This is a genomic window from Lysobacter sp. Root690 (genome assembly GCF_001427785.1).
Classification (GTDB): domain Bacteria; phylum Pseudomonadota; class Gammaproteobacteria; order Xanthomonadales; family Xanthomonadaceae; genus Lysobacter.
Map to the genome: position 1 here is coordinate 356906 of NZ_LMHM01000018.1, position 20267 is coordinate 377172.

A 20267-nucleotide genomic window follows, 5' to 3' on the forward strand; every position below is an offset into this window, starting at 1 on the left:
GATTCCCGAATCCCAAATCCCAAATCCCGGCCCCAAAAACAGATGTGCCCCGCCGCAGATCCTTCTGCGGCGGGGCGACGTACTTCCGTGTCCAGGGACCTCCCCCCGAATCCTACCGGGCCTCCTTGCCCGATCAACTGCCAGCTCCGCGTCCTTACGGTGTCCGGCAGACTAGTTTCAACGCTTACTGGCAGAGCGCGGCGCCGCGATGGCTCCGGCTGTGTTGGTCGGACGGCCTTGCGGCGCGCCACCGACCACGATGCGATCCCGGTTCTTTTCCACCGTCTTCAGACCGATCCCCTTGACCAGGGCCAGCTGTTCGACGCTGCGGAAGGCTCCATTGGCCTTGCGATACGCGACGATGGCCTCGGCCTTGGACGCTCCGACGTTGAGCAACACACGATCCAGTGTGGCCGCGTCGGCGCTGTTGATATTGACCTGTTCAGAGGCGAAGGCACTGCCGGCGAGCATCAGCGACAGGACCAGCGACTTGGCGATAAGGGCAAACGATTTCATGATTCAGCTCCTGAGATTTGGATTCCATTCCGAACCGGCGGCCTTACGTCCCTGAGTCCTTGTGTCCGCCGGTGGAGACAGTCTCCATGTCTCGACGGGATCAGGTTATCGCCAAGCCGGCCTCAATGAAGTCGGGCAGAGCCGCAGCGCAGGGTAGGAAAAGTCCTACACGGCCCGGGAGGGGTAAACTGGCGCCTTTCCCCGTTTCCAAGGCCCAGCCCCATGGACGCCAGCAAGGTCGATCGCTACGTAAGCCAGAAGTGGGACGACGAAATCGTCCCGCAGTTGGTCGAATACATCCGCATTCCCAACAAGTCGCCGATGTTCGACGCCGACTGGGTCCAGCACGGCTACATGGACGATGCGGTCAAGCTGATGGAGTCCTGGGCCAAGGCCCAGTCGATTCCGGGCATGCAGGTCGAGGTGGTGCGCCTGGAAGGCCGCACGCCGTTGATCTTCATCGATATTCCGGCCGCTCACGGCGGCAGTGACGAAGACTGCGTGTTGCTGTACGGCCACCTCGACAAGCAGCCGGAGATGACCGGCTGGGACGACGATCTGGGCCCGTGGAAGCCGGTGATCAAGGGCGACAAGCTGTACGGCCGCGGCGGCGCCGACGACGGTTACGCGATCTTCGGCTCGCTGGCGGCGATCCTGGCGCTGCAGGAACAGCAGATCCCGCACTCGCGCTGCGTGATCCTGATCGAGGCTTGCGAGGAATCGGGCAGCTACGACCTGCCGGCCTATGTCGATCATCTGGCCGAACGCATCGGCAAGCCGTCGCTGGTGGTGTGCCTGGACTCGGGCTGCGGCAATTACGACCAACTGTGGTGCACGACCTCGCTGCGCGGCTTGGCCGGCGGCAATTTCACCGTCAAGGTGCTCAGCGAAGGCGTGCATTCAGGCGATGCCTCCGGCGTGGTGCCGTCGAGCTTCCGCCTGCTGCGCCAGTTGCTGTCGCGCCTGGAAGACGAGACCAGCGGCAAGATTCTGATCGAAGGCCTGTACGTCGACGTGCCCGAAGAACGCCTGGAGCAGGCGCGTCAGGCCGCCAAGGTGCTCGGCACCGAGATCTACGACAAATTCCCGTTCCTGCCGGGCATGAAGCCGATGGCCGAGGATCTGTCGGAGCTGGTGCTCAACCGCACCTGGCGTCCGGCGCTGTCGGTGACCGGCGTGGACGGCATGCCGCCGCTGGCTTCGGCCGGCAACGTGCTGCGTCCGCACACCTCGGTGAAGCTGTCGCTGCGTCTGCCGCCGACGCTGGATGGCAAGCGCGCCGGTGAATTGTTGAAGGAAGTGCTGCTGCGCGATCCGCCGAACGGCGCGCAGGTCACTCTGGAACTCGAGAAGTCGTCCAGTGGCTGGAACGCACCGGCGATGTCGTCGTGGTTGTCGAAGGCGATCGATACCTCCAGCCGCGACTTTTTCGGCCAGCCGGCGATGTACATGGGCGAAGGCGGCTCGATTCCGTTCATGGGCATGCTCGGCGAAAAATTCCCGGGAGCGCAGTTCATGATCACCGGAGTGCTGGGTCCGCATTCCAACGCGCACGGCCCGAACGAATTCCTGCACATCCCGATGGGCAAGCGCGTCACCGCCTGCGTTGCGCGCGTGGTCGCCGAGCATCATCAGGCCAGTCAGCGCGGTGAAACCACCGGCGTGGGCGCGGTCGCCGACAGCGGCGATCGTCATGGCGGGCATGGTTGCTGCTGAGTCGTTCGCAGCATTCGTCAGATAAAGAAGGCGAGCCCGATGGCTCGCCTTCTTCGTTTCGAAACGCCGATCGAAGCGATCAGAAGCGATAGGTCGCGGTCAGGCGCAGACTGCCGAATTCGAAATCGCTGTCGCTGCGGCGGAAATCGGTGCCGTTGGCGTTGACCAGCAGGAACGGATTGTTGGCCGGCGCCGTGCCGCGCGATACGCCGACGCGGAAATCGTCGTCGTCGACGCGGCTGTACAGATACTCCAGGCCGAGCGACAGATGATCGAGCACCTTGCGCTCGATGCCGACGCCGGCCTGCCAGCCGTCGACCTCGTCGTCGCCGCGCAAGGCGAACGCGTTGGCGGTGTTGCTGGTGCTGAAGAGGTGATCGATCTTGGCCCGCACCGCGCCGGCGGTGGCGTAGAGCAGATAATCGCCCTGCCCGCCGAAGGTCCAGCCGACCCGGCCGCGCAAGGCAGTGGTGGTGTCGAGATCGCGGGTCATGGTGTAGAACGCCGGCGTGGTGCTGAACGCCGATACGCTGTCGCGCGAATCGCCCTGGGTGTATTCGGCGACCAGGCCGAACACCAGGCGGCCACTCTGCCAATCGTAGCCCGCACGCAAACCGTAGTCGGCGCCGCCCTTGTCGTCGCTGCAACCTGAGGCCGGTGTGCGACCGCCCGCGGCGCCGTCGCAGAATCCAGGCGAGAACGCGTCCGCGCCGGCCGCGGTGCGCACCGTATCGCCGTAGCCGCCGTCGAGGTTGTTGTCGAACGAAATCCGCCCGCCGCTGCCGTTGGGCTCGGACGCACCGAGGTTGCCGCCGAAATAGAAACCGCTCCAGTCCTGCTCAGCCGATTGCGCGTAAGCCGGTGTTGCACTGGCCGCCATCACGGCGACCGCGATCGATGCGAGGTATTCCGCTTTCATGATCACTCTCCATAGGTTGTGGTCTTGCCGCGCGGAACTGGCGCGGATCGCTTGCGAGGGCCGTACGTCGGCGCGAACTACACTCCGATTAACTGCACGGGTTGGTTGGCTGTACGCAGGTCCATGGCGATGGGATGCAGAAAATCGAACTATTTCGTTGGATACACGAACGCGATCGAGGTTTGATCTCGCTTTTCTTTCCCTTGTTGTGTTCAGCCACGCGAGCCATGGCACATCGTTCAGGCGGTTCAGTCTGGCTGCGCATCCGGGTCAAGTGCATCGTCGTATCAACCGCATAGCCGGCCATCGGCCGCCAAGGCGAGCGCTGATGCGTACATGCGGGTTTCTGGATTCCGGCCGTCGTATTGCGCTCGTCTCGGCGGCGACGCTATGGCTGTTGGCCGCGGCTACCGCTTCCGCCGACGAACGCTACGAAGGCGTGGCCTATGCGTCCGACAGTAAGCGCGTGCTTTATCGCGAAACCCATTGGCTCTATGCCAGCGGTGGCGTGCGGCAACGCCTGGTGCTTTATCGCTGTCCCCGCGGCGGCGCGTTCGCGAGAAAAGTAGTCAGCGACTCGCCCAGCGCCACCGCGCCCGACTTCGACTTCGTCGATGCGCGCGACGGCTATGAGGAAGGCGCGTCGACCCGACAGGGACGGCGCTATGTCTACACCCGCAAGAGCGCCGCGGCCGCGCGCAAGGAGACCGCCTTGCCCGAACGTTCCGGCGCGATCATCGATGCCGGTTTCGATGCGATGATCCGCAGCCGCTGGGATGCGCTGTCGGCGAAGAAGCCGATCGCGGCGCCGTTCCTGTTGCCCAGCCGCGCGTCGTTCCTGGATTTCAGGATCGAACCGCTCAAGCAGGCGAACGATGCCGCATCGGAGCGCCGTCTGCGCATGGTGCTGGACACGTGGTACGGCTTCGCGATTCCGCCGATCGAGCTGCGTTATGCGGTCGCCGACCGCCGGCTGCTGGAATTCCGCGGCATCGCCACCATCCGCGATTCCGCCGGCCGTTATCAGAACGTGCGCATCGAATTCGCCCCGCCCACGAAGTCCGACGGCGCCGACCGCCAGGCCGCGCAGACGCAAGCGCTGGCGAGCAGTTGCGCGGGCGCGGCCAGCTGAGCCTCGATCGTCATTAGCCCCGCCGCGAGTGCATCCAACCACGCGCATCCGTCGTAGACCCCGGTAACGCATCGCATCGGAGCACGGCATGTCGCTCGACCCCGGCTATCCCTCGACGCTCGACGGCGCCGTCTTGCCGTCGACGTCCGCGCCGCGCGCGACGCGCTGGCAGCGGGCGACGGCGACCGTGCGCCGCTGGATCGATACCGACACCCAGGCGCCGCTGGACGAGGCCCGCGCCGATCGCATCGACTGGCTGCGCACCTCGCCGTTCATCGCCATGCACCTGGCCTGCATCGCGGTGCTGTGGGTAGGCGTGTCGCCGATCGCGCTGATCGTGGCCGCGGCGATGTACGCGATCCGCATGTTCGCGCTGACCGCGTTCTACCATCGCTATTTCTCGCACAAGACCTTTCGCACCTCGCGCGCGATGCAGTTCGTGTTCGCGCTGATCGGCGCATCCAGCGTGCAGCGCGGCCCGCTGTGGTGGGCGGCGCATCACCGCAATCATCATCGCCATACCGAGACCGCGCTGGATCCGCATTCGCCGACCGTGTACGGCTTCCTGCGCAGCCATGTCGGCTGGTTCCTCACTCCGCGCGCGTTCCGCACCGAGCTCGAACGCGTGCCCGATCTGGCCAAGTTCCCCGAACTTCGCGTGCTCGATCGCTACGATACGCTGGTGCCGGTGCTGCTCGCGGCGGCGCTGTTCGGACTGGGCGCCTTGTTGCAGCGCCTCGCGCCGCAGCTCGGCACCAGCGGTTCTCAAATGTTGGTCTGGGGGTTTTTCGTTTCGACCACGGTGCTATTCCACGCCACGGTCACGATCAATTCGCTGGCCCATCGCTATGGCAAGCGCCGTTTCGACACCAAGGACGACAGCCGCAACAACCTGTGGCTGGCGCTGATCACCTTCGGCGAAGGCTGGCACAACAACCATCATTTCTATCCGGGCACGGTGCGCCAGGGCTTTCGCTGGTGGGAAATCGACCTGACCTATTACGGCCTGCGGCTGATGGCGCTGCTGGGATTGGTGCGCGATCTCAAGCCGATTCCGGCCTGGGTCGCGGCCAGGGCGAGGGCCTGAAATGCGCATCGCCATCGTCGGTTCCGGCATTTCCGGCCTCGCCACGGCGTGGTTGTTGCAGCGCGAGCACGAGGTGACCTTGTTCGAGGCCGCCGACCGCATCGGCGGCCACACCCACACCCACGATATTCGCCTGCACGGCCGCGACTACCGCGTCGACACGGGTTTTATCGTATTCAACCCGACTCACTATCCGCTGCTGTCGCGCCTGTTCGAAGAGCAGGAAGTGCCGTCGCAAGCGACCACCATGAGTTTCTCGGTCCACAGCGAACTCAGCGGCGTGGAATACAACGCCGGCAGCCTCGACGGCCTGTTCTGCCAACGTCGTAATCTGCTGTCGCCGCGCTTCCTCGGCATGGTGCGGGACCTGCTGCGTTTCTACCGCGAATCGCCCGAGTTGCTCGCCAGCGACGGCGTCGGTCCGACGTTGGGCGAATACCTGCACGCGAACCGTTACGGCGACGCGTTCCGCGACGAGCATCTGCTGCCGATGGCCTCGGCATTGTGGTCGACTCCGGCACAGGGCGTGCTGTCGTTCCCGGCGCGGTATCTGGTCCAGTTCATGGCCAATCACCAGATGCTACAGGTCGCCGGGCGGCCGCAGTGGAGGGTGGTGCAAGGCGGTTCGGATCGCTATGTGCAGGCGTTGCGCGCGCGCTGGAACGTGCACGAACGTACCGCCTGCCCGGTGCGCGCGCTGCGCCGCGACGAAGATGGGGTCAGCGTGGTGAGCGATGCCGGCGAAGAACGTTTCGATCAGGTCGTGCTGGCCTGCCACAGCGATCAGGCCCTGCGCCTTCTCGAAGACGCCGACGATAACGAGCGCGAAATTCTCGGCGCGATGCGCTATCAACTTAACGACACCGTGCTGCATACCGACGCGCGGCTGTTGCCGCGGCGGCGCAAGGCCTGGGCAGCGTGGAACGCGCATGTTCCGCGCGAGCCGGCCGCCGCCTGTACGGTCAGCTATTGCATGAATCTGCTGCAAGGGATCGAGTCGCCAGAGCCGTTGGTGGTCACGTTGAACCGCAGCGCGGCGATCGACCCGGACAAGATCCTGCGGCGCATGCGTTACGAACATCCGGTGTACGACCTGCCCTCGGTCGCGGCGCAACGGCGCAAGCATGAGATTCAGGGTCAGCGCCGCACCTGGTTCGCCGGGGCGTACTGGGGCTGGGGCTTTCATGAGGACGGCATGCGCAGCGCGGTCGAAGTCGCCGCCGCACTGGGCGCCGCAGGCAGCGCGCGTTACGGTCAGCCGAATCAGCGGATCGTGCCGGGCCGCGTCGAGCGGAGAGCAGCGTGAGCGCGGCGCCGTTGATCAGCGCGATCTACGAAGGCGTGGTGCGTCATCGCAGGCGTTCGCCGAAGGCTCACGCGTTCCAGTACCGGGTCGCCCAGTTGTACCTGGATCTGGACGAAATCGAACAGGTGTTCCGTCGCCGCTGGCTGTGGTCGACCCGACGCGGCGCGATCGGCCGTTTCCGTCGCGAGGATTATCTCGGCCCAAGCGAACTGCCGCTGGCCGAGGCGGTGCGCGAGCGCGTGTTCCAGCACTGCGGCCGACGCCCGACCGGTCCGATCCGCCTGCTCACCCATCTGCGCTACTTCGGCTACGTGTTCAACCCGGTCAGCTTCTACTACTGCTATGCCGACGACGGCTGCACGCTGAACTACGTCGTCGCCGAAATCACCAACACGCCGTGGGGCGAGCGCCATGCCTATGTGATGGCGGCCGACACGGCGCGGCCGTGCGGACGCGCGCTGGAGTGGTCGTTCGCCAAGGCCTTCCACGTATCGCCGTTCATGCCGATGCAGCGCGACTACGCCTGGCGCTTCACCGCGCCCGGCGACGATCTGCTGGTGCACATGGACGTGATGCGCGAAGACCACAGCGAATTTTCCGCCACCTTGAGCCTGCGCCGCCGGCCCTGCGACGGCGCAGGCCTGGCGCGGGTGCTGTGGCGTTATCCGCTGATGACCGTGCAGGTCATGCTCGCGATCCATTGGCAGGCGCTGCGCCTGTGGCTCAAACGCAATCCCGTCCACGACCATCCGCGCAATGCGCGAGGCTTGCCATGATCCCCGGAGCCGACGAACTCAACGCGACACCCAACGCCGCCTACCCGCTGGCCGAGCGCTGGCTGCGCCAACGCCTGATCGTGCAGATGGCGCGGTTGCGCGGCGGCCGTCTGACCTTGCGCGACGCCTGCGGCGAAGTCGTGCTCGGCGAAGCGGCCGGTATCGATCCGATCGATGTGACGATCCGGGTCCACGACGGCGGTTTCTATCGCGCGATCGCCGCCAACGGCAGCGTCGGCGCGGGCGAGTCGTACATGGATGCGCAATGGGATTGCAGCGATCTGGTCGCGCTGATCCGCCTGCTGGTGCGCAACCGCGATCTGCTCGACGGCATGGAAACCGGCCTGGCGCGCCTGGGCGGCTGGGCGATGCGCGGCTGGAACGCGCTGCGCCGCAACACCCGCGGCGGCAGCCGTCGCAACATCGCCGCGCATTACGACCTGGGCAACGAATTCTTCGCCACGTTTCTGTCGCCGGACCTGATGTATTCCTCGGCGGTGTTCGCCTCGCCGGATGAATCGCTGGAAGACGCATCGTTGCGCAAGCTCGAGCGGATCTGCCGCAAGCTCGCCCTGCAACCCGGCGAACGCGTGATCGAGATCGGCACCGGCTGGGGCGGGTTCGCGCTGCACGCGGCGAGGCATTACGGCTGCCACGTCACCACCACGACCATCTCGCAGGAACAGCATGGGCTGGCCAGCGAACGCGTCGCCGCGGCGGGGCTGGGCGATCGGGTCGAATTAGTGCTGCAGGACTATCGCGACCTGCAGGGCCGTTACGACAAACTGGTCTCGATCGAAATGATCGAGGCGATCGGCGCGCCCTACCTCGACACCTACTTCGGCAAACTCGGCGCCTTGCTCAAGCCCGACGGTTTGGCGCTGGTGCAGGCGATCACCATCGAAGACCACCGTTACGCGCAGGCGCTGCGCAGCGTGGATTTCATCAAGCGCCATGTGTTTCCAGGCAGTTTCATTCCGTCGGTCAACGCCATGCTCGCGGCCAAGACCCGCGCCAGCGATCTGGCCCTGGTCCAGCTCGACGATTTCGGCCCGTCGTATGCGCTGACCCTGCAGGCCTGGCATCGCCGGTTCGAGACCAAGCTCGCCGAGGTGCGCGCACTGGGCTACGACGAACGCTTCATCCGCATGTGGACGTTCTACCTGGCGTATTGCGAAGGCGGCTTCCGCGAGCGCTCGATCGGCGTGGTGCAGATGCTGATGGCCAAGCCCGGCCATCGCCGCGCGGCGCGCCTGCCCGAAGGCGAGCTGTGCGCATGAACGAAGCGCGCATGAAAGGGTTCGCGAATTTCGCCGGTTACCAACTGGTGTGGTTCTGCGCCGTGATCGCGGCCGGGCGCGGGCTGGCTTGGCCGGGCGTTTTGGCCGCGGCGGTGTTCGTGCTGTGGCAACTGGCGCTGTCCGAGCACCGCGGCGCGGACGCGCGCCTGCTCGCGGTGGCATTGCCGGCCGGCGCATTGATCGACGGCGCGCTCGCCGCGAGCGGCGCGGCGGCGTACGCGGCGCCGTGGCCGTCGACCGCGTTCGCGCCGGTGTGGATTCTCGGCCTGTGGTGCGCGTTCGCGATGACCCTGACACACACCCTGCGTTTTCTGCACGGCCGCGTCGCGCTGGCCGCGCTGTTCGGCGCGATCGGCGGGCCGTTGGCCTATCTGGGCGCGTCGCGCGGCTGGAATGCGGTCGAATTCGTCCCACCGCGCTGGGCGGCGCTGGCATGGCTGGCGCTCGGTTGGGGCGTGGCGATGCCGGTGCTCGCGCAGTTAGCGCAGCGCTGGTCGCGCGCTGATCGCATGCCGCTGACCGTCGACGCGCAGGTGCTGCGATGAATGCCTGGGCGATGGTCGCGAGCCTGTGGGCTATCGCCGCGGTGGCGATGAGCCTGGGCTGGTGGTGGCAACGCCGCCACGACAATGCCGGCATCGTCGATGCGATCTGGGCTGGCGGGGTCGGTTTCGGCGCGATGTTCCAGGCCGCGTTCGGTCCCGGCGATGTCGTTGTGCGGATCGTGCTGGCGCTGTGCGGCGGTGTGTGGGGATTGCGGCTGGCGCTGCATTTGTGGCGGCGCGTGCGCGACGAACCCGAGGACGGTCGCTACCGGCATCTGCGTTCGCACTGGAACGGTCATCAGGGCAAGTTCTTCTTGTTCTTTCAGTTCCAGGCCGCGCTGATCGTACTGTTCGCGCTGCCGTTCCTGGCGGTGGCGTTCAACGGCCGCCTCGCGCCGGCGTGGCTGGCCGCAGGCGTGGCGATCTGGCTGCTCAGCGTGGCTGGCGAAAGCCTGGCCGATCGCCAGCTCGCGCGCTTCCGCGCCGATCCGGCGAATCGCGGCCGCACCTGCCGCGAAGGTCTGTGGCGCTATTCGCGGCATCCGAATTATTTCTTCGAGTGGACCCACTGGCTCGCCTACGTCTGCTTCGCGGTCGGCTCGCCGCTGTCCGGCTGGGCCTGGGCCGGGCCGGTGGTGATGTACGTATTCCTGCGCTGGATAAGCGGCATTCCGTACACCGAAGCGCAAGCGCTGCGCAGCCGCGGCGAAGACTACCGCGCCTACCAGCGCAGCACGCCGATGCTGTTTCCGTGGTTCCCCCGCTCGCCGTCCCGAACCGAGACCTCGCCATGAACATCGCCGTGGACCAATCCGATCCGCCCGACCACGCCGCGCCCGGCCTGCTGGGCCTGGCCGAACGCGGCTCGCTGCCCGATGCGCTGGTGCGTCTGGGCATCCGCCGCCTGTGCGCGCAGCGGTTGCGCGACGAGCGCGTCGGCGGCGTGCAGGCGCAGTACGAACGCCATCGCCAGCGCATCGAGGACCTGCGCCACAGCCCGGTCGCGATCCACACCGATGCGGCCAACCGCCAGCATTACGAACTGCCCGCGCAATTCTTTCTCGACTGCCTCGGCGCGCGGCTCAAGTATTCGTGTTGTTACTACCCGCGCGGCGACGAAACCCTGGACCAGGCCGAAGAGGCGATGCTCGCGCTGTACGCGCAGCGCGCCGAGCTGGCCGACGGCCAGTACATTCTCGAACTCGGCTGCGGTTGGGGTTCGCTGACCTTGTGGATGGCCGAGCGCTTCCCGAACGCGCAGATCGTCGCGGTCTCCAATTCGCGGCCGCAACGCGAACATATCCAGGCCCAGTGTTTCCAGCGCGGCCTGCGCAACGTGCTGGTGCTCACCGAGGACGTGAATCGGCTGAACCTCGACCCGATGCGCTTCGATCGCTGCGTCTCGGTCGAAATGTTCGAACACATGCGCAACTACGACACCCTGCTGGGCCGCATCGCCGGCTGGCTGCGGCCGGACGGCAAGCTGTTCGTGCATGTGTTCTGTCACCGCGACCTGCTGTATCCGTTCGAAGTCGACGGCCAGGACGACTGGATGGGCCGGCATTTCTTCACCGGCGGGCTGATGCCCTCGGCCGACACCCTGCTGTGTTTCCAGCGCCACCTGTCGCTGGAACAACGCTGGCTGCTGGACGGACGTCATTACCAACGCACCGCCGATCACTGGCTGGCGCGCCAGGACAGCAACCGCGACGTGGTCATGGATACGTTGGAAGCGGCTTACGGCGAAGCCGCCGCGCCATTGTGGTTCCAACGCTGGCGCATGTTCTGGATGGCCTGCGCCGAGATGTTCGGCTACGACGAGGGCCAGCAATGGGGGGTCGCCCACTACCTGTTTTCGCGCCGCAACCTGGAGAACGGCCATGCCGCTGAAACGTCTGACGCTGCTGCTCGCGCTGCCCTTGCTTAGCTGCACCGGCAACGCGCAACCCATCGCGCCGGTGGCGCAGGTCGACCTGCCGCGCTTCATGGGCGACTGGTATGTAATCGCGCATATTCCCTCGCGTCCCGAGCGCGAGGCGTTCAATGCGATCGAGTCGTACAAGCTCGACCAACGCGGCCGGGTGCGGACCACCTTCCGCTATCGCAAGGGCGGTTTCGACGAGCCGGTCAAGACCATGCATCCGGTCGGCTATGTGCGGCCCGGTACCCATAACGCGATCTGGGGCATGCAGTTCATCTGGCCGATCAAGGCCGAGTACGTAATCGTCTACGTCGACCCGACCTATCAGCAAACCATCGTCGGCCGCAGCAAGCGCGACTATGTGTGGATCATGGCCCGCACGCCGAGCATCCCCCAGGCCGACTACGACGCGCATCTCGAACGTCTGCGCGGCCTGGGCTACACGCTCGACGACTTGCGCAAGGTGCCGCAGCAATGGCCGGAGAAGGCGTCGCCCTGAGCGGCATTACCCTGAGCGGCGGTGTATCGCGCGCGAAACGCTGCCGGCGAGCGTGCCGTCCGGTTCCGTCTGGACCCATGACGCTCATGGCTTAACCGCGAACCAGCGTCCCGCCCCGGCCCTCACGCGGCGGCGACGCCCGCGCTCACATGATCCAGCCGCACCAACACCCCGTCCCTCAGGAGGACAACACCATGCCCGGCGGCATCATCTATACGATCATCATCGGCGCGGTCATCGGCATCCTCGCGCGCTTCTTCAAACCCGGCGCCGACCCGATGGGCTGGATCCTCACGATCCTGCTCGGCATCGCCGGCGCCTACATCGGCAGCCTGTTCTATGCCGGCGGCGGCTTCATGGGGATCATCATCTCGGTGATCTGCGCCATCGTGCTGTTGTTCCTGTACGAGATGATCCGCAGCAAGACGGCGAAGGGTTAGGCTCTTCGCGCGCGGATCGTCCGGGTTCGGACGATGGATAAGCGAACGCCCCGGCTCAGGCCGGGGCGTTTTTGTTTTTGCGTTTACTTCGCGACCCCATGGCCTGGCGCGCAAACTCAATCGCGCAGGTAATCGATCACCCGCTGGGCCAGGGCTTGCGCATCTTCATCCAGCGTCGCCAGCCGAAGTTCCGGCGCCTGCGGCGCTTCGTACGGCGAATCGATGCCGGTGAAGTTCGGGATCTTGCCCGCGCGCGCCTTCGCGTACAGGCCCTTGACGTCGCGGCGCTCGGCTTCGGCCAGCGGCGTGTCGACGTGGACTTCGACGAATTCGCCGTCCTCGAACAATTCGCGCGCGAGCTGACGCTCGGCGCGGAACGGTGAGATGAAGCTCACCAGCACGATCAAGCCGGCGTCGGTCATCAGCTTGGCAACTTCGGCGACGCGGCGGATGTTCTCGACCCGATCGCCATCGGTGAAGCCCAGGTCCTTGTTGAGACCGTGGCGCACGTTGTCGCCGTCGAGTATGAAGCTGTGGTGGCCCAGCGCATGCAATTGCGCGTCGACCAGATTGGCGATGGTCGACTTGCCCGAGCCCGACAGGCCGGTGAACCACACGCAACGCGGCCGCTGCTGTTTGCTGCGCGCGCGCGCGGCCTTGTCGACGTCGACCGCCTGCCAATGGATATTGGCGGCGCGGCGCAAGGCGAAGTCCAAAGTGCCGGCGGCGACGGTGGCGTTGGTCTGGCGGTCGATCAGGATGAAGCTGCCCAGCTCGCGATTGTCGCGATAGGCCTCGAATGCGATCGGTTGATCCAGGCCGAGATTGCAGTACGCGACCTCGTTGAGTTCGAGCTGCTTCGCCGCGAGCTGCGCCTGGGTGTTGACGTCGATCTTGTGCTTGATCTCGGTGATGCTGGCGCTGACCGTGCGCGCGCCGATCTTGAGCCAATAGAAGCGGCCCGGCAGCAGCGGCTTGCTGTCCATCCACAGCAGGTGCGCGGCGAACTGATCGGCCACTTCGGGCGGTTGCGCCGCGGCGGCGATGATGTCGCCGCGGCTGATGTCGAGTTCGTCGTCCAGGGTCAGAGTGATCGCCTGCCCCGCGGTCGCCTGGGCCAGATCGCCGTCGGCGCTGACGACGCGCTGCACCCGCGAGCGACGCCCCGACGGCAGCGCGACGATCTCGTCGCCGGGACGCACCGAACCGGCGGCGATGGTGCCGGCGAAACCACGGAAATCCTGATGCGGACGGTTCACCCACTGCACCGGCAGGCGCAGGCCGAGCGCGGACGCATCGCGCGCTACATCGACCGTTTCGAGGTGTTCGAGCACGCTCGGCCCGAGGTACCACGGCGTCGCCGCAGAGGCGGCGATGAGGTTGTCGCCGTTGAGCGCCGACAACGGGATCGCCTGCACGTGTTCGATGCCGAGCTTTTCGGCGAGTTCGCGGTATTCGCCGACGATACGTTCGAACACACTCTCGTCGAAATCGACCAGGTCCATCTTGTTGACCGCCAGCAGCACATGGCGGATGCCGAGCAGCGACACGATGTAGCTGTGCCGGCGGGTCTGGGTCAGCAGGCCCTTGCGCGCATCGACCAGCACCACCGCGAGGTCCGCGGTCGACGCGCCGGTCGCCATGTTGCGGGTGTACTGCTCGTGGCCCGGGCAATCGGCGACGATGAACTTGCGCTTTTCGGTGCCGAAGAAACGGTAGGCCACGTCGATGGTAATGCCTTGCTCGCGCTCGGCGGCCAGGCCGTCGACCAAGAGCGCGAAATCGACTTCGCCGTTGCGGGTGCCGTGACGGCGGCTGTCGGCGTCGAGCGCGGCGAGCTGATCGGCGAACAACAATTGGGTGTCGTGCAGCAACCGCCCGATCAGCGTGCTCTTGCCGTCGTCGACGCTGCCGCAGGTGATGAAGCGCAACTGGCTCTTGTGTTCGTGCTGCTGCAGGTAGCTGGCGATTGCATCGCCAGCGGGATTGGAGATTCGGGATTCGGGATTCGAAAAAGCCAGAACCCTCGCTTCCGATGCCTTCGAATCAACCGCCACCACGTCCTGCTCCACAGCAAATCCCGAATCCCGAAACCCCAATCCCGGCTTCATCAGAAATACCCTTCCTGCTTCTTGCGTTCCATCGAAGCGCCCGGATCGTGATCGATCACCCGGCCCTGTCGTTCGGAGGTGGTGGCGACCAGCATCTCGGCGATGATCGCCTCCAGCGTGTCGGCCTGCGATTCGATCGCGCCGGTCAGCGGATAGCAGCCCAGGGTGCGGAAGCGGACCTTGCGGGTTTGCGGGGTTTCGCCGTCGCGCAGCGGCAGGCGCTCGTCATCGACCAGGATCAGGCTGCCCTCGCGTTCGACCACCGGACGTTCGGCGGCGAAGTACAGCGACGGCACCGGGATTTTTTCGCGATAGATGTACAGCCACACGTCCAGCTCGGTCCAGTTCGAGATCGGGAACACACGCACGCTCTCGCCGCTGTGGATGCGTGTGTTGTACAGGCTCCACAGTTCCGGCCGCTGGTTTTTCGGATCCCAGCGGTGCTGCGGATTGCGGAACGAGAAGATGCGTTCCTTGGCCCGCGACTTTTCTTCGTCGCGGCGCGCGCCGCCGATCGCGGCGTCGAATTTGTTCCAGTCCAGCGCCTGCTTGAGGCCCTGGGTCTTCATCACGTCGGTGTGCACCGCCGCGCCGTGGCTGACCGGGCCGATGCCCTGGGCCAGGCCGTCGGGATTGATGTGGACGCGCAGATCGACGCCGGTCTCGCGCGCGCGCTGGTCGCGGAACGCGATCATCTCGCCGAACTTCCAGCCGGTGTCGACGTGCAGCAGCGGAATCGGCGGACGCGCCGGGTAGAACGCCTTGAGCAACAGGTGCAACAGCACCGAGCTGTCCTTGCCGACCGAATACAGCATCACCGGGTTGGCGAACTCGGCGGCAACCTCGCGCAGGATGTGGATGCTTTCGGCCTCGAGCCGGTCGAGGTGGCTCAACGCCCGCGCCGACAGAGGCCCCGCGGGCGGCGGCGCATCGGCGGCGGGGTCGAACAGCGGACTCAGTTCGGGTGACGCACTCATCGGGCAACGGACTCGGTGCAGGGCCGCGTATCCAGGGCAGGCTGGACGACGCGGCGGCGTCCAGTCGGAAGCGGTGAACCCGGTCCTTGCAACGCGGCTGGAGCACCGCGCGGACCCTTCTGGAAGGTTCCGCGGACGTCCATCGAACCACATCCGGACCGGCCGTTCGATGGGGCCATTAGAAATCCCCCCGGATTCGGGGAGAAATGAGCGCAGGTCATGAACGCATAACCGAGCATCCTTTCCGCAGTGGCCCTCCCGGCTCGTAGCCTTCAGTCTCCCAAGCCAGACGCCGACCGCCGTGCCCGCCGCCGCCACCACGCTCGCCGCCCCCGCTCTGCTCGCCAGCCCGCTGCCCGCGGACCGGCTCGATTCGCTCGCCCGCCTGACCGACGGCCTCGATAACAACAGTCTGTGGTGGTTGTCGGGCTATGCCGCCGGGCTGGCCCGCTCCGGCGCGGCCCTGGCGCCCGCCACTGCCGCGCCCGCGGCGGAAGTCAAGGCCGGCGAGCGCCTGAGCATCGTCTACGGCAGTCAGACCGGTAACGCCAAGCGTCTGGCCGAACAGCTCGCCGGCCAGGCCGAAGCCGCCGGGCTGTCGGTGCGGCTGGTCCGCGCCGACGCCTACCCGACCCGCGAACTGAAGACCGAGCGACTGCTTTATATCGTCATCAGCACCCAAGGCGACGGCGATCCGCCGGACGACGCGCGCGGTCTGGTCGAGTTCATCGCCGGCAAGCGCGCGCCCGAGCTCAAGGGTTTGAGCTTCGCCGTGCTTGGCCTGGGCGATTCGAGCTATCCGCAGTTCTGCGCGATCGGCGCAAGGCTCGACACCCGTCTGGCCGAACTCGGCGCGACCCGCTTGTTCGCGCGCGGCGAAGCCGACCTGGATTTCGAAACCGTGTCCACGCCGTGGCTGCAGCAGGCGCTGGGCCACGCCCGCGACGCGCTCAAGCCGACCACGGCGCATCTGGCCACGGTCACGCCGTTGCGCCCGCTGCAGGCCGCGCCGGCGTTCCATCGCGACGCGCCGTTCGCGGCCGAGCTGATCGCCAACCGCCGGCTGATCGCGCGCAGTTCCAGCGCCGCCGGCGCGGTCGGCTTCGACAAGGACATCCGCCATATCGAACTGTCGCTGGAAGGCTCGGGCCTGCATTACCAGCCCGGCGACGCGCTCGGGCTGTGGCCGCGCAATCCGCCCGCGCTGGTGCAGGCGGTGCTCGACACCCTGCAACTCGACGGCGAGGCCGAGGTCGGTCACAACGGCCAGCACCTGCCGCTGCGCCAGTGGCTCAGCGAGAAGCGCGAGCTGACCAAGCTGGCGCGGCCGTTCGTCGCCAGCCATGCCGCGCACTCGCGCAGCGAGGAACTCAACCGCCTGCTCGCGCCCGACCAGAATGTGCAACTAGCCGAGCTGCTGTCGCGCACCCAGGTCATCGACCTGCTGCAACGCTTCGATGGCGACTGGTCGGCCGAGGAACTGGTCGCCGCGTTGCGGCCGCTGACCCCGCGGCTGTATTCGATCGCCTCCAGCCAGAAGGCGGTCGGCGACGAGGCCCATCTCACCGTCGCTCACCTGGAGTACGCGACGCAGGACGGCCTGCGCTGGGGCGCGGCCTCGCATCTGCTCGCCGTCGCCGAGGAAGGCGAACGCCTGCCGGTGTTCATCGAACACAACGACCGCTTCCGCCTGCCGAGCGATTCCACTCGCGACATCGTCATGATCGGGCCCGGCACCGGCGTCGCGCCGTTCCGCGGTTTCGTCCAGGACCGCGCCTCCGATGGCGCCGCCGGCCGCAACTGGCTGCTGTTCGGCAATCCGCATTTCCGCAGCGACTTCCTCTATCAAGTGGAATGGCAGGCAGCGTTGAAGGCCGGGCAGCTGCATCGCCTGGACCTCGCGTTCTCACGCGATCAGGCGCAGAAGATCTACGTCCAGCATCGGCTGCGCGAACACGGCCGCGACTTGTACGACTGGCTGCAAGGCGGCGCGCATCTGTACGTGTGCGGCGATGCCACCCGCATGGCCAAGGACGTGCACGCCGCGTTGCTGGCGGTGATCGCCGAACACGGCGGCAAGACTGCCGAAGCCGCCGAAGAGTATCTGAACGAGTTGCAGCAACAGGGCCGCTACGCCCGGGACGTTTACTGATGCACGCGCAAGGCCATCGCAGTTCGCAACGGCTCTTCATCGAGCGGCACTTCATGAAAGCGGGCCGCGCGTCGCAGGTCGCTGCACGCATGTTCGTGTCTACTGATCGCGACGGAACGCCAGTTGCCCCGGCAGTCCGGATGGAACGCGGAAACGACACCGTCTCGACCGCACGCGCCGACAAGAGCGCGGCATCGCCGGCGGGCCGCGCTCTGTTCGGGCTGCATCCGTCACCGCGCGGAGCGCGCGCATGAGCGCGCATTCGGTCGAGGACATCAAGCACAACAGCGCGCGCCTGCGCGGCACGCTGCTGGAAAGCCTGGCCAATCAGGTCACCGGCGCGCTCAACGACGACGATCAGACCCTGATCAAGTACCACGGCAGCTACCAGCAGGACGATCGCGACGTCCGCGAAGAACGCCGCCAGGCGCTGCTGGAACCGGCCTACAGCTTCATGATCCGCACCCGCACGCCGGGCGGGGTGGTGTCGCCGCGGCAATGGCTCAAGCTCGACGCGATCGCGACGACCTATGCCGAACGCGGCCTGCGCATCACCACCCGCCAGGCGTTCCAGTTCCACGGCGTGATCAAGACCGAACTCAAGTCGACCATGCAGGCGATCAATGCCGCGCTGATCGACACCCTGGCCGCGTGCGGCGACGTCAACCGCAACGTCGCGGTCGCCGCCAATCCGCAGATCTCGGCCTCGCACGCGCAGGTGTTCGCCCAGGCCGCGGCGCTGTCGGAGCATTTGCTGCCGAACACCCGCGCCTATTACGAGATCTGGCTGGACGAAGAAAGGATCGACGGCAGCGGCAGCGAGGACGAGCCGATCTACGGCAACGCCTACCTGCCGCGCAAGTTCAAGATCGGCTTCGCGATTCCCCCGTACAACGATGTCGATGTGTTCGCCCAGGACCTGGGTTATATCGCGATCATCGAAGCCGGCGAGCTGCTGGGCTACAACGTCACCATCGGCGGCGGCATGGGCGCGACCCATGGCGATGCGGAAACCTATCCGCGGGTCGCCGACGTGATCGGTTTCGTGACCCCCGAGCAGGTGATCGAGGTCGGCGTGGCGGTGGTGACCGCGCAGCGCGATTTCGGCAATCGCACGGTGCGCAAGCGCGCGCGTCTGAAGTACACCATCGACGACCGTGGGCTTGAGTGGTTCAAGGCGGAAGTCGAACGCCGCGCCGGTTTCTCTCTCCTTCCGGCGCGGCCGTTCGCCTTCCGCCATAACGGCGACCGTTTCGGCTGGGTCGACAGCGACGACAGCGCCGGCGGCGAAAGCGTCGCGCATCTGACCTTGCGTATTCCGGCCGGCCGCATCGTCGACGGCGCGCTCGATGGCCTGGGCGAAGCGGTCACCCATCTGAGCGGTCTGCGCGAGATCGCGCAATTGCTCGACGGCCACGACGGCGCCGAATTCCGCATGACCCCGAACCAGAATCTGGTGATCGCCGGGGTACCGGCGGCGCTGCGCGCGCAGGTCGATGCGCTGGTCGCGCAGCACGGCCTGGACGGGCATGTGCGGGCGAGCGCGGTGCGGCGCAATGCGCTGGCCTGCGTGGCGCTACCGACCTGCGGCCTGGCCATGGCCGAAGCCGAACGCTACCTGCCCGATTTCGTAGGCGAGGTCGAAAAACTGCTGGCCAAGCACGCGATTCCGGATGCCTCGATCAACCTGCGCATCAGCGGTTGCCCGAACGGCTGCTCGCGTCCGTACCTGGGCGAGATCGCCCTGGTCGGCAAGGCGCCGGGCCGCTACAACCTGATGCTCGGCGCCGATCATCGCGGCCAGCGCTTGAACACGCTGTACCGCGAAAACATCGCCGAACCCGAGATCCTGGCCGCGCTCGATCCGCTGTTCGCCGGCTACGCCAGCGAGCGCGACGGCGAGGAAGGTTTCGGCGATTACCTGATCCGCCGCGACGTCGTATCCGTCCCCTATCCCACTCCCACCGGCATTCCGGTGGTCCTGGTTACCGAGGCCCACGCATGAGCGCTCCCACCGATCCCGTCACCGCCGCCGAATCGCCGCGCGCGCTGGCCGAACTCAACGCCTGGCTGGGCACCCAGTCGGCCGAACAGCGCGTCGCCTGGGCGCTGGAAAACACCGCCGGCGAGCACGCGCTGTCGTCGAGTTTCGGCGCGCAATCGGCGGTGTCGCTGCACATGGTCACGGCGCAGGCGCCGCGGATTCCGGTAATCGTGGTCGATACCGGTTATCTGTTTCCCGAGACCTACCGCTTCATCGACGAACTCGGCGACCGACTCAAGCTCAACCTCAAGGTGTATCGCCCGCAGATCGGCATCGCCTGGATGGAAGCGAAATTCGGCCGCCTGTGGGAACAGGGGCTGGAAGGCATCGAGCGCTACAACCGCATGCGCAAGGTCGAGCCGATGCAGCGCGCCTTGAACGAACTGGGCGTGCGCACCTGGATCGCCGGCCTGCGCCGCAGCCAGTCGGGCAGCCGCGCCAACCTGGATTTCCTGCAGATCAAGGACGGCCGCTGGAAACTGCATCCGCTCGCCGACTGGAGCGATCGCGAAGTCTGGCAATACCTGCAGGCGCACGATCTGCCGTATCACCCGTTGTGGCACGACGGCTATGTATCGATCGGCGATATCCACACCACGCGACGCCTGGAACCGGGCATGCGCGAGGAGGACACGCGGTTCTTCGGGCTCAAGCGCGAGTGCGGCTTGCATTTCGATAGTGAGCCGGCGGCGGAAAATCAGGCAGCTTGAAGATTTCGAACGCTTGCAACCCTCGATGCCGAGTCCTTCTCCCGCTTGCGGGAGAAGGTGGCCCGAAGGGCCGGATGAGGGCGTGCGGGCGATCTGATTATCGTGAAGTCTTGTA

At 66.3% G+C, this 20267-nt stretch carries 19 protein-coding genes; 15 read left to right on the forward strand and 4 right to left on the reverse strand.

Annotated elements, in window-relative coordinates; genetic code table 11:
• Positions 1–177 precede the first annotated feature (177 nt).
• The gene (locus tag ASD86_RS24675; RefSeq protein ID WP_036110418.1) at positions 178–516 is read right to left on the reverse strand and encodes a ComEA family DNA-binding protein; all 339 of its coding nucleotides are present in this window, start codon (positions 514–516) and stop codon (positions 178–180) included.
• A 222-nt stretch (positions 517–738) separates the two neighbouring features.
• Here ASD86_RS24675 and ASD86_RS24680 point away from each other — a divergent pair, with 222 nt between their 5' ends.
• Positions 739–2232, forward strand: a complete 1494-nt coding sequence (locus tag ASD86_RS24680; RefSeq protein ID WP_056117036.1) for a M20 family metallopeptidase — start codon at positions 739–741, stop codon at positions 2230–2232.
• 79 nt (positions 2233–2311) lie between these two features.
• Here ASD86_RS24680 and ASD86_RS24685 read toward each other — a convergent pair whose 3' ends face one another.
• On the reverse strand, positions 2312–3151 hold the full coding sequence (locus tag ASD86_RS24685; RefSeq protein WP_056117038.1) for an outer membrane beta-barrel protein: 840 nt from the start codon (positions 3149–3151) through the stop codon (positions 2312–2314).
• A gap of 328 nt (positions 3152–3479) precedes the next feature.
• Between ASD86_RS24685 and ASD86_RS24690 the strand changes: the two genes are divergently transcribed.
• The 10 genes from ASD86_RS24690 (at position 3480) to ASD86_RS24735 (ending at position 12158) form a co-directional block, all read left to right on the forward strand.
• Positions 3480–4283: a hypothetical protein gene (locus ASD86_RS24690; RefSeq protein ID WP_157477103.1), complete on the forward strand. Its 804-nt coding sequence runs from the start codon at positions 3480–3482 to the stop codon at positions 4281–4283.
• A gap of 187 nt (positions 4284–4470) precedes the next feature.
• The gene (locus ASD86_RS24695; RefSeq protein WP_056117436.1) at positions 4471–5370 is read left to right on the forward strand and encodes an acyl-CoA desaturase; all 900 of its coding nucleotides are present in this window, start codon (positions 4471–4473) and stop codon (positions 5368–5370) included.
• Position 5371: 1 nt separating this feature from the next.
• A complete protein-coding gene (locus ASD86_RS24700; protein WP_082578692.1) occupies positions 5372–6676 on the forward strand; it encodes an FAD-dependent oxidoreductase in 1305 nt (434 codons plus the stop codon).
• Entirely contained in the window at positions 6673–7452 is a 780-nt protein-coding gene (locus tag ASD86_RS24705) for a DUF1365 domain-containing protein (protein WP_235567894.1), read from the forward strand. Before ASD86_RS24700 ends, ASD86_RS24705 begins: the two co-directional genes overlap by 4 nt.
• Positions 7449–8732: a cyclopropane-fatty-acyl-phospholipid synthase family protein gene (locus ASD86_RS24710; protein ID WP_056117042.1), complete on the forward strand. Its 1284-nt coding sequence runs from the start codon at positions 7449–7451 to the stop codon at positions 8730–8732. Before ASD86_RS24705 ends, ASD86_RS24710 begins: the two co-directional genes overlap by 4 nt.
• Before the next feature lie 11 nt (positions 8733–8743).
• Entirely contained in the window at positions 8744–9298 is a 555-nt protein-coding gene (locus ASD86_RS24715) for a DUF2878 domain-containing protein (protein ID WP_056117441.1), read from the forward strand.
• A gap of 11 nt (positions 9299–9309) precedes the next feature.
• Positions 9310–10092, forward strand: a complete 783-nt coding sequence (locus ASD86_RS24720; protein WP_056117444.1) for a DUF1295 domain-containing protein — start codon at positions 9310–9312, stop codon at positions 10090–10092.
• Positions 10089–11225, forward strand: coding sequence for a cyclopropane-fatty-acyl-phospholipid synthase family protein (locus ASD86_RS24725; protein WP_056117043.1), 1137 nt, complete (start codon positions 10089–10091; stop codon positions 11223–11225). Before ASD86_RS24720 ends, ASD86_RS24725 begins: the two co-directional genes overlap by 4 nt.
• A complete protein-coding gene (locus tag ASD86_RS24730; RefSeq protein WP_056117447.1) occupies positions 11179–11718 on the forward strand; it encodes a lipocalin family protein in 540 nt (179 codons plus the stop codon). The genes ASD86_RS24725 and ASD86_RS24730 overlap by 47 nt, the downstream gene beginning before the upstream one ends.
• Positions 11719–11867: 149 nt before the next feature.
• Positions 11868–12158, forward strand: coding sequence for a GlsB/YeaQ/YmgE family stress response membrane protein (locus tag ASD86_RS24735; RefSeq protein WP_235567895.1), 291 nt, complete (start codon positions 11868–11870; stop codon positions 12156–12158).
• A gap of 116 nt (positions 12159–12274) precedes the next feature.
• Here ASD86_RS24735 and cysN read toward each other — a convergent pair whose 3' ends face one another.
• Together cysN and cysD are read right to left on the reverse strand one after the other, a co-directional pair.
• Entirely contained in the window at positions 12275–14269 is a 1995-nt protein-coding gene (gene cysN, locus ASD86_RS24740; protein WP_082578693.1) for a sulfate adenylyltransferase subunit CysN, read from the reverse strand.
• A complete protein-coding gene (cysD, locus tag ASD86_RS24745) occupies positions 14269–15177 on the reverse strand; it encodes a sulfate adenylyltransferase subunit CysD (protein WP_056117451.1) in 909 nt (302 codons plus the stop codon). Before cysD ends, cysN begins: the two co-directional genes overlap by 1 nt.
• Positions 15178–15547: 370 nt before the next feature.
• On the opposite strand from cysD, the gene ASD86_RS24750 reads away from it, so the two are divergent.
• From ASD86_RS24750 to ASD86_RS24760, 4 genes are read left to right on the forward strand one after another with little or no spacing between them, the layout of a single operon-like run.
• The gene (locus ASD86_RS24750) at positions 15548–17398 is read left to right on the forward strand and encodes an assimilatory sulfite reductase (NADPH) flavoprotein subunit (protein WP_056117050.1); all 1851 of its coding nucleotides are present in this window, start codon (positions 15548–15550) and stop codon (positions 17396–17398) included.
• On the forward strand, positions 17398–17652 hold the full coding sequence (locus ASD86_RS27135) for a hypothetical protein (RefSeq protein WP_157477105.1): 255 nt from the start codon (positions 17398–17400) through the stop codon (positions 17650–17652). The genes ASD86_RS24750 and ASD86_RS27135 overlap by 1 nt, the downstream gene beginning before the upstream one ends.
• The gene (cysI, locus tag ASD86_RS24755; protein WP_056117051.1) at positions 17649–19403 is read left to right on the forward strand and encodes an assimilatory sulfite reductase (NADPH) hemoprotein subunit; all 1755 of its coding nucleotides are present in this window, start codon (positions 17649–17651) and stop codon (positions 19401–19403) included. Before ASD86_RS27135 ends, cysI begins: the two co-directional genes overlap by 4 nt.
• Positions 19400–20152: a phosphoadenylyl-sulfate reductase gene (locus tag ASD86_RS24760; RefSeq protein ID WP_056117054.1), complete on the forward strand. Its 753-nt coding sequence runs from the start codon at positions 19400–19402 to the stop codon at positions 20150–20152. The genes cysI and ASD86_RS24760 overlap by 4 nt, the downstream gene beginning before the upstream one ends.
• Positions 20153–20267: the final 115 nt, after the last annotated feature.

Coding starts and splice junctions, on each gene's coding strand:
- ASD86_RS24685 (WP_056117038.1), bottom strand. CDS start 3,151: ATGAAAGCGGAATACCTCGCATCGATCGCGGTCGCCGTGATGGCGGCC.
- ASD86_RS24710 (WP_056117042.1), top strand. CDS start 7,449: ATGATCCCCGGAGCCGACGAACTCAACGCGACACCCAACGCCGCCTAC.
- cysN (WP_082578693.1), bottom strand. CDS start 14,269: ATGAAGCCGGGATTGGGGTTTCGGGATTCGGGATTTGCTGTGGAGCAG.
- ASD86_RS24680 (WP_056117036.1), top strand. CDS start 739: ATGGACGCCAGCAAGGTCGATCGCTACGTAAGCCAGAAGTGGGACGAC.
- ASD86_RS24675 (WP_036110418.1), bottom strand. CDS start 516: ATGAAATCGTTTGCCCTTATCGCCAAGTCGCTGGTCCTGTCGCTGATG.
- ASD86_RS24735 (WP_235567895.1), top strand. CDS start 11,868: ATGATCCAGCCGCACCAACACCCCGTCCCTCAGGAGGACAACACCATG.
- ASD86_RS24760 (WP_056117054.1), top strand. CDS start 19,400: ATGAGCGCTCCCACCGATCCCGTCACCGCCGCCGAATCGCCGCGCGCG.
- ASD86_RS24690 (WP_157477103.1), top strand. CDS start 3,480: ATGCGTACATGCGGGTTTCTGGATTCCGGCCGTCGTATTGCGCTCGTC.
- ASD86_RS24730 (WP_056117447.1), top strand. CDS start 11,179: ATGCCGCTGAAACGTCTGACGCTGCTGCTCGCGCTGCCCTTGCTTAGC.
- ASD86_RS24725 (WP_056117043.1), top strand. CDS start 10,089: ATGAACATCGCCGTGGACCAATCCGATCCGCCCGACCACGCCGCGCCC.
- ASD86_RS24715 (WP_056117441.1), top strand. CDS start 8,744: ATGAAAGGGTTCGCGAATTTCGCCGGTTACCAACTGGTGTGGTTCTGC.
- cysI (WP_056117051.1), top strand. CDS start 17,649: ATGAGCGCGCATTCGGTCGAGGACATCAAGCACAACAGCGCGCGCCTG.
- ASD86_RS24720 (WP_056117444.1), top strand. CDS start 9,310: ATGGTCGCGAGCCTGTGGGCTATCGCCGCGGTGGCGATGAGCCTGGGC.
- ASD86_RS24700 (WP_082578692.1), top strand. CDS start 5,372: ATGCGCATCGCCATCGTCGGTTCCGGCATTTCCGGCCTCGCCACGGCG.
- ASD86_RS27135 (WP_157477105.1), top strand. CDS start 17,398: ATGCACGCGCAAGGCCATCGCAGTTCGCAACGGCTCTTCATCGAGCGG.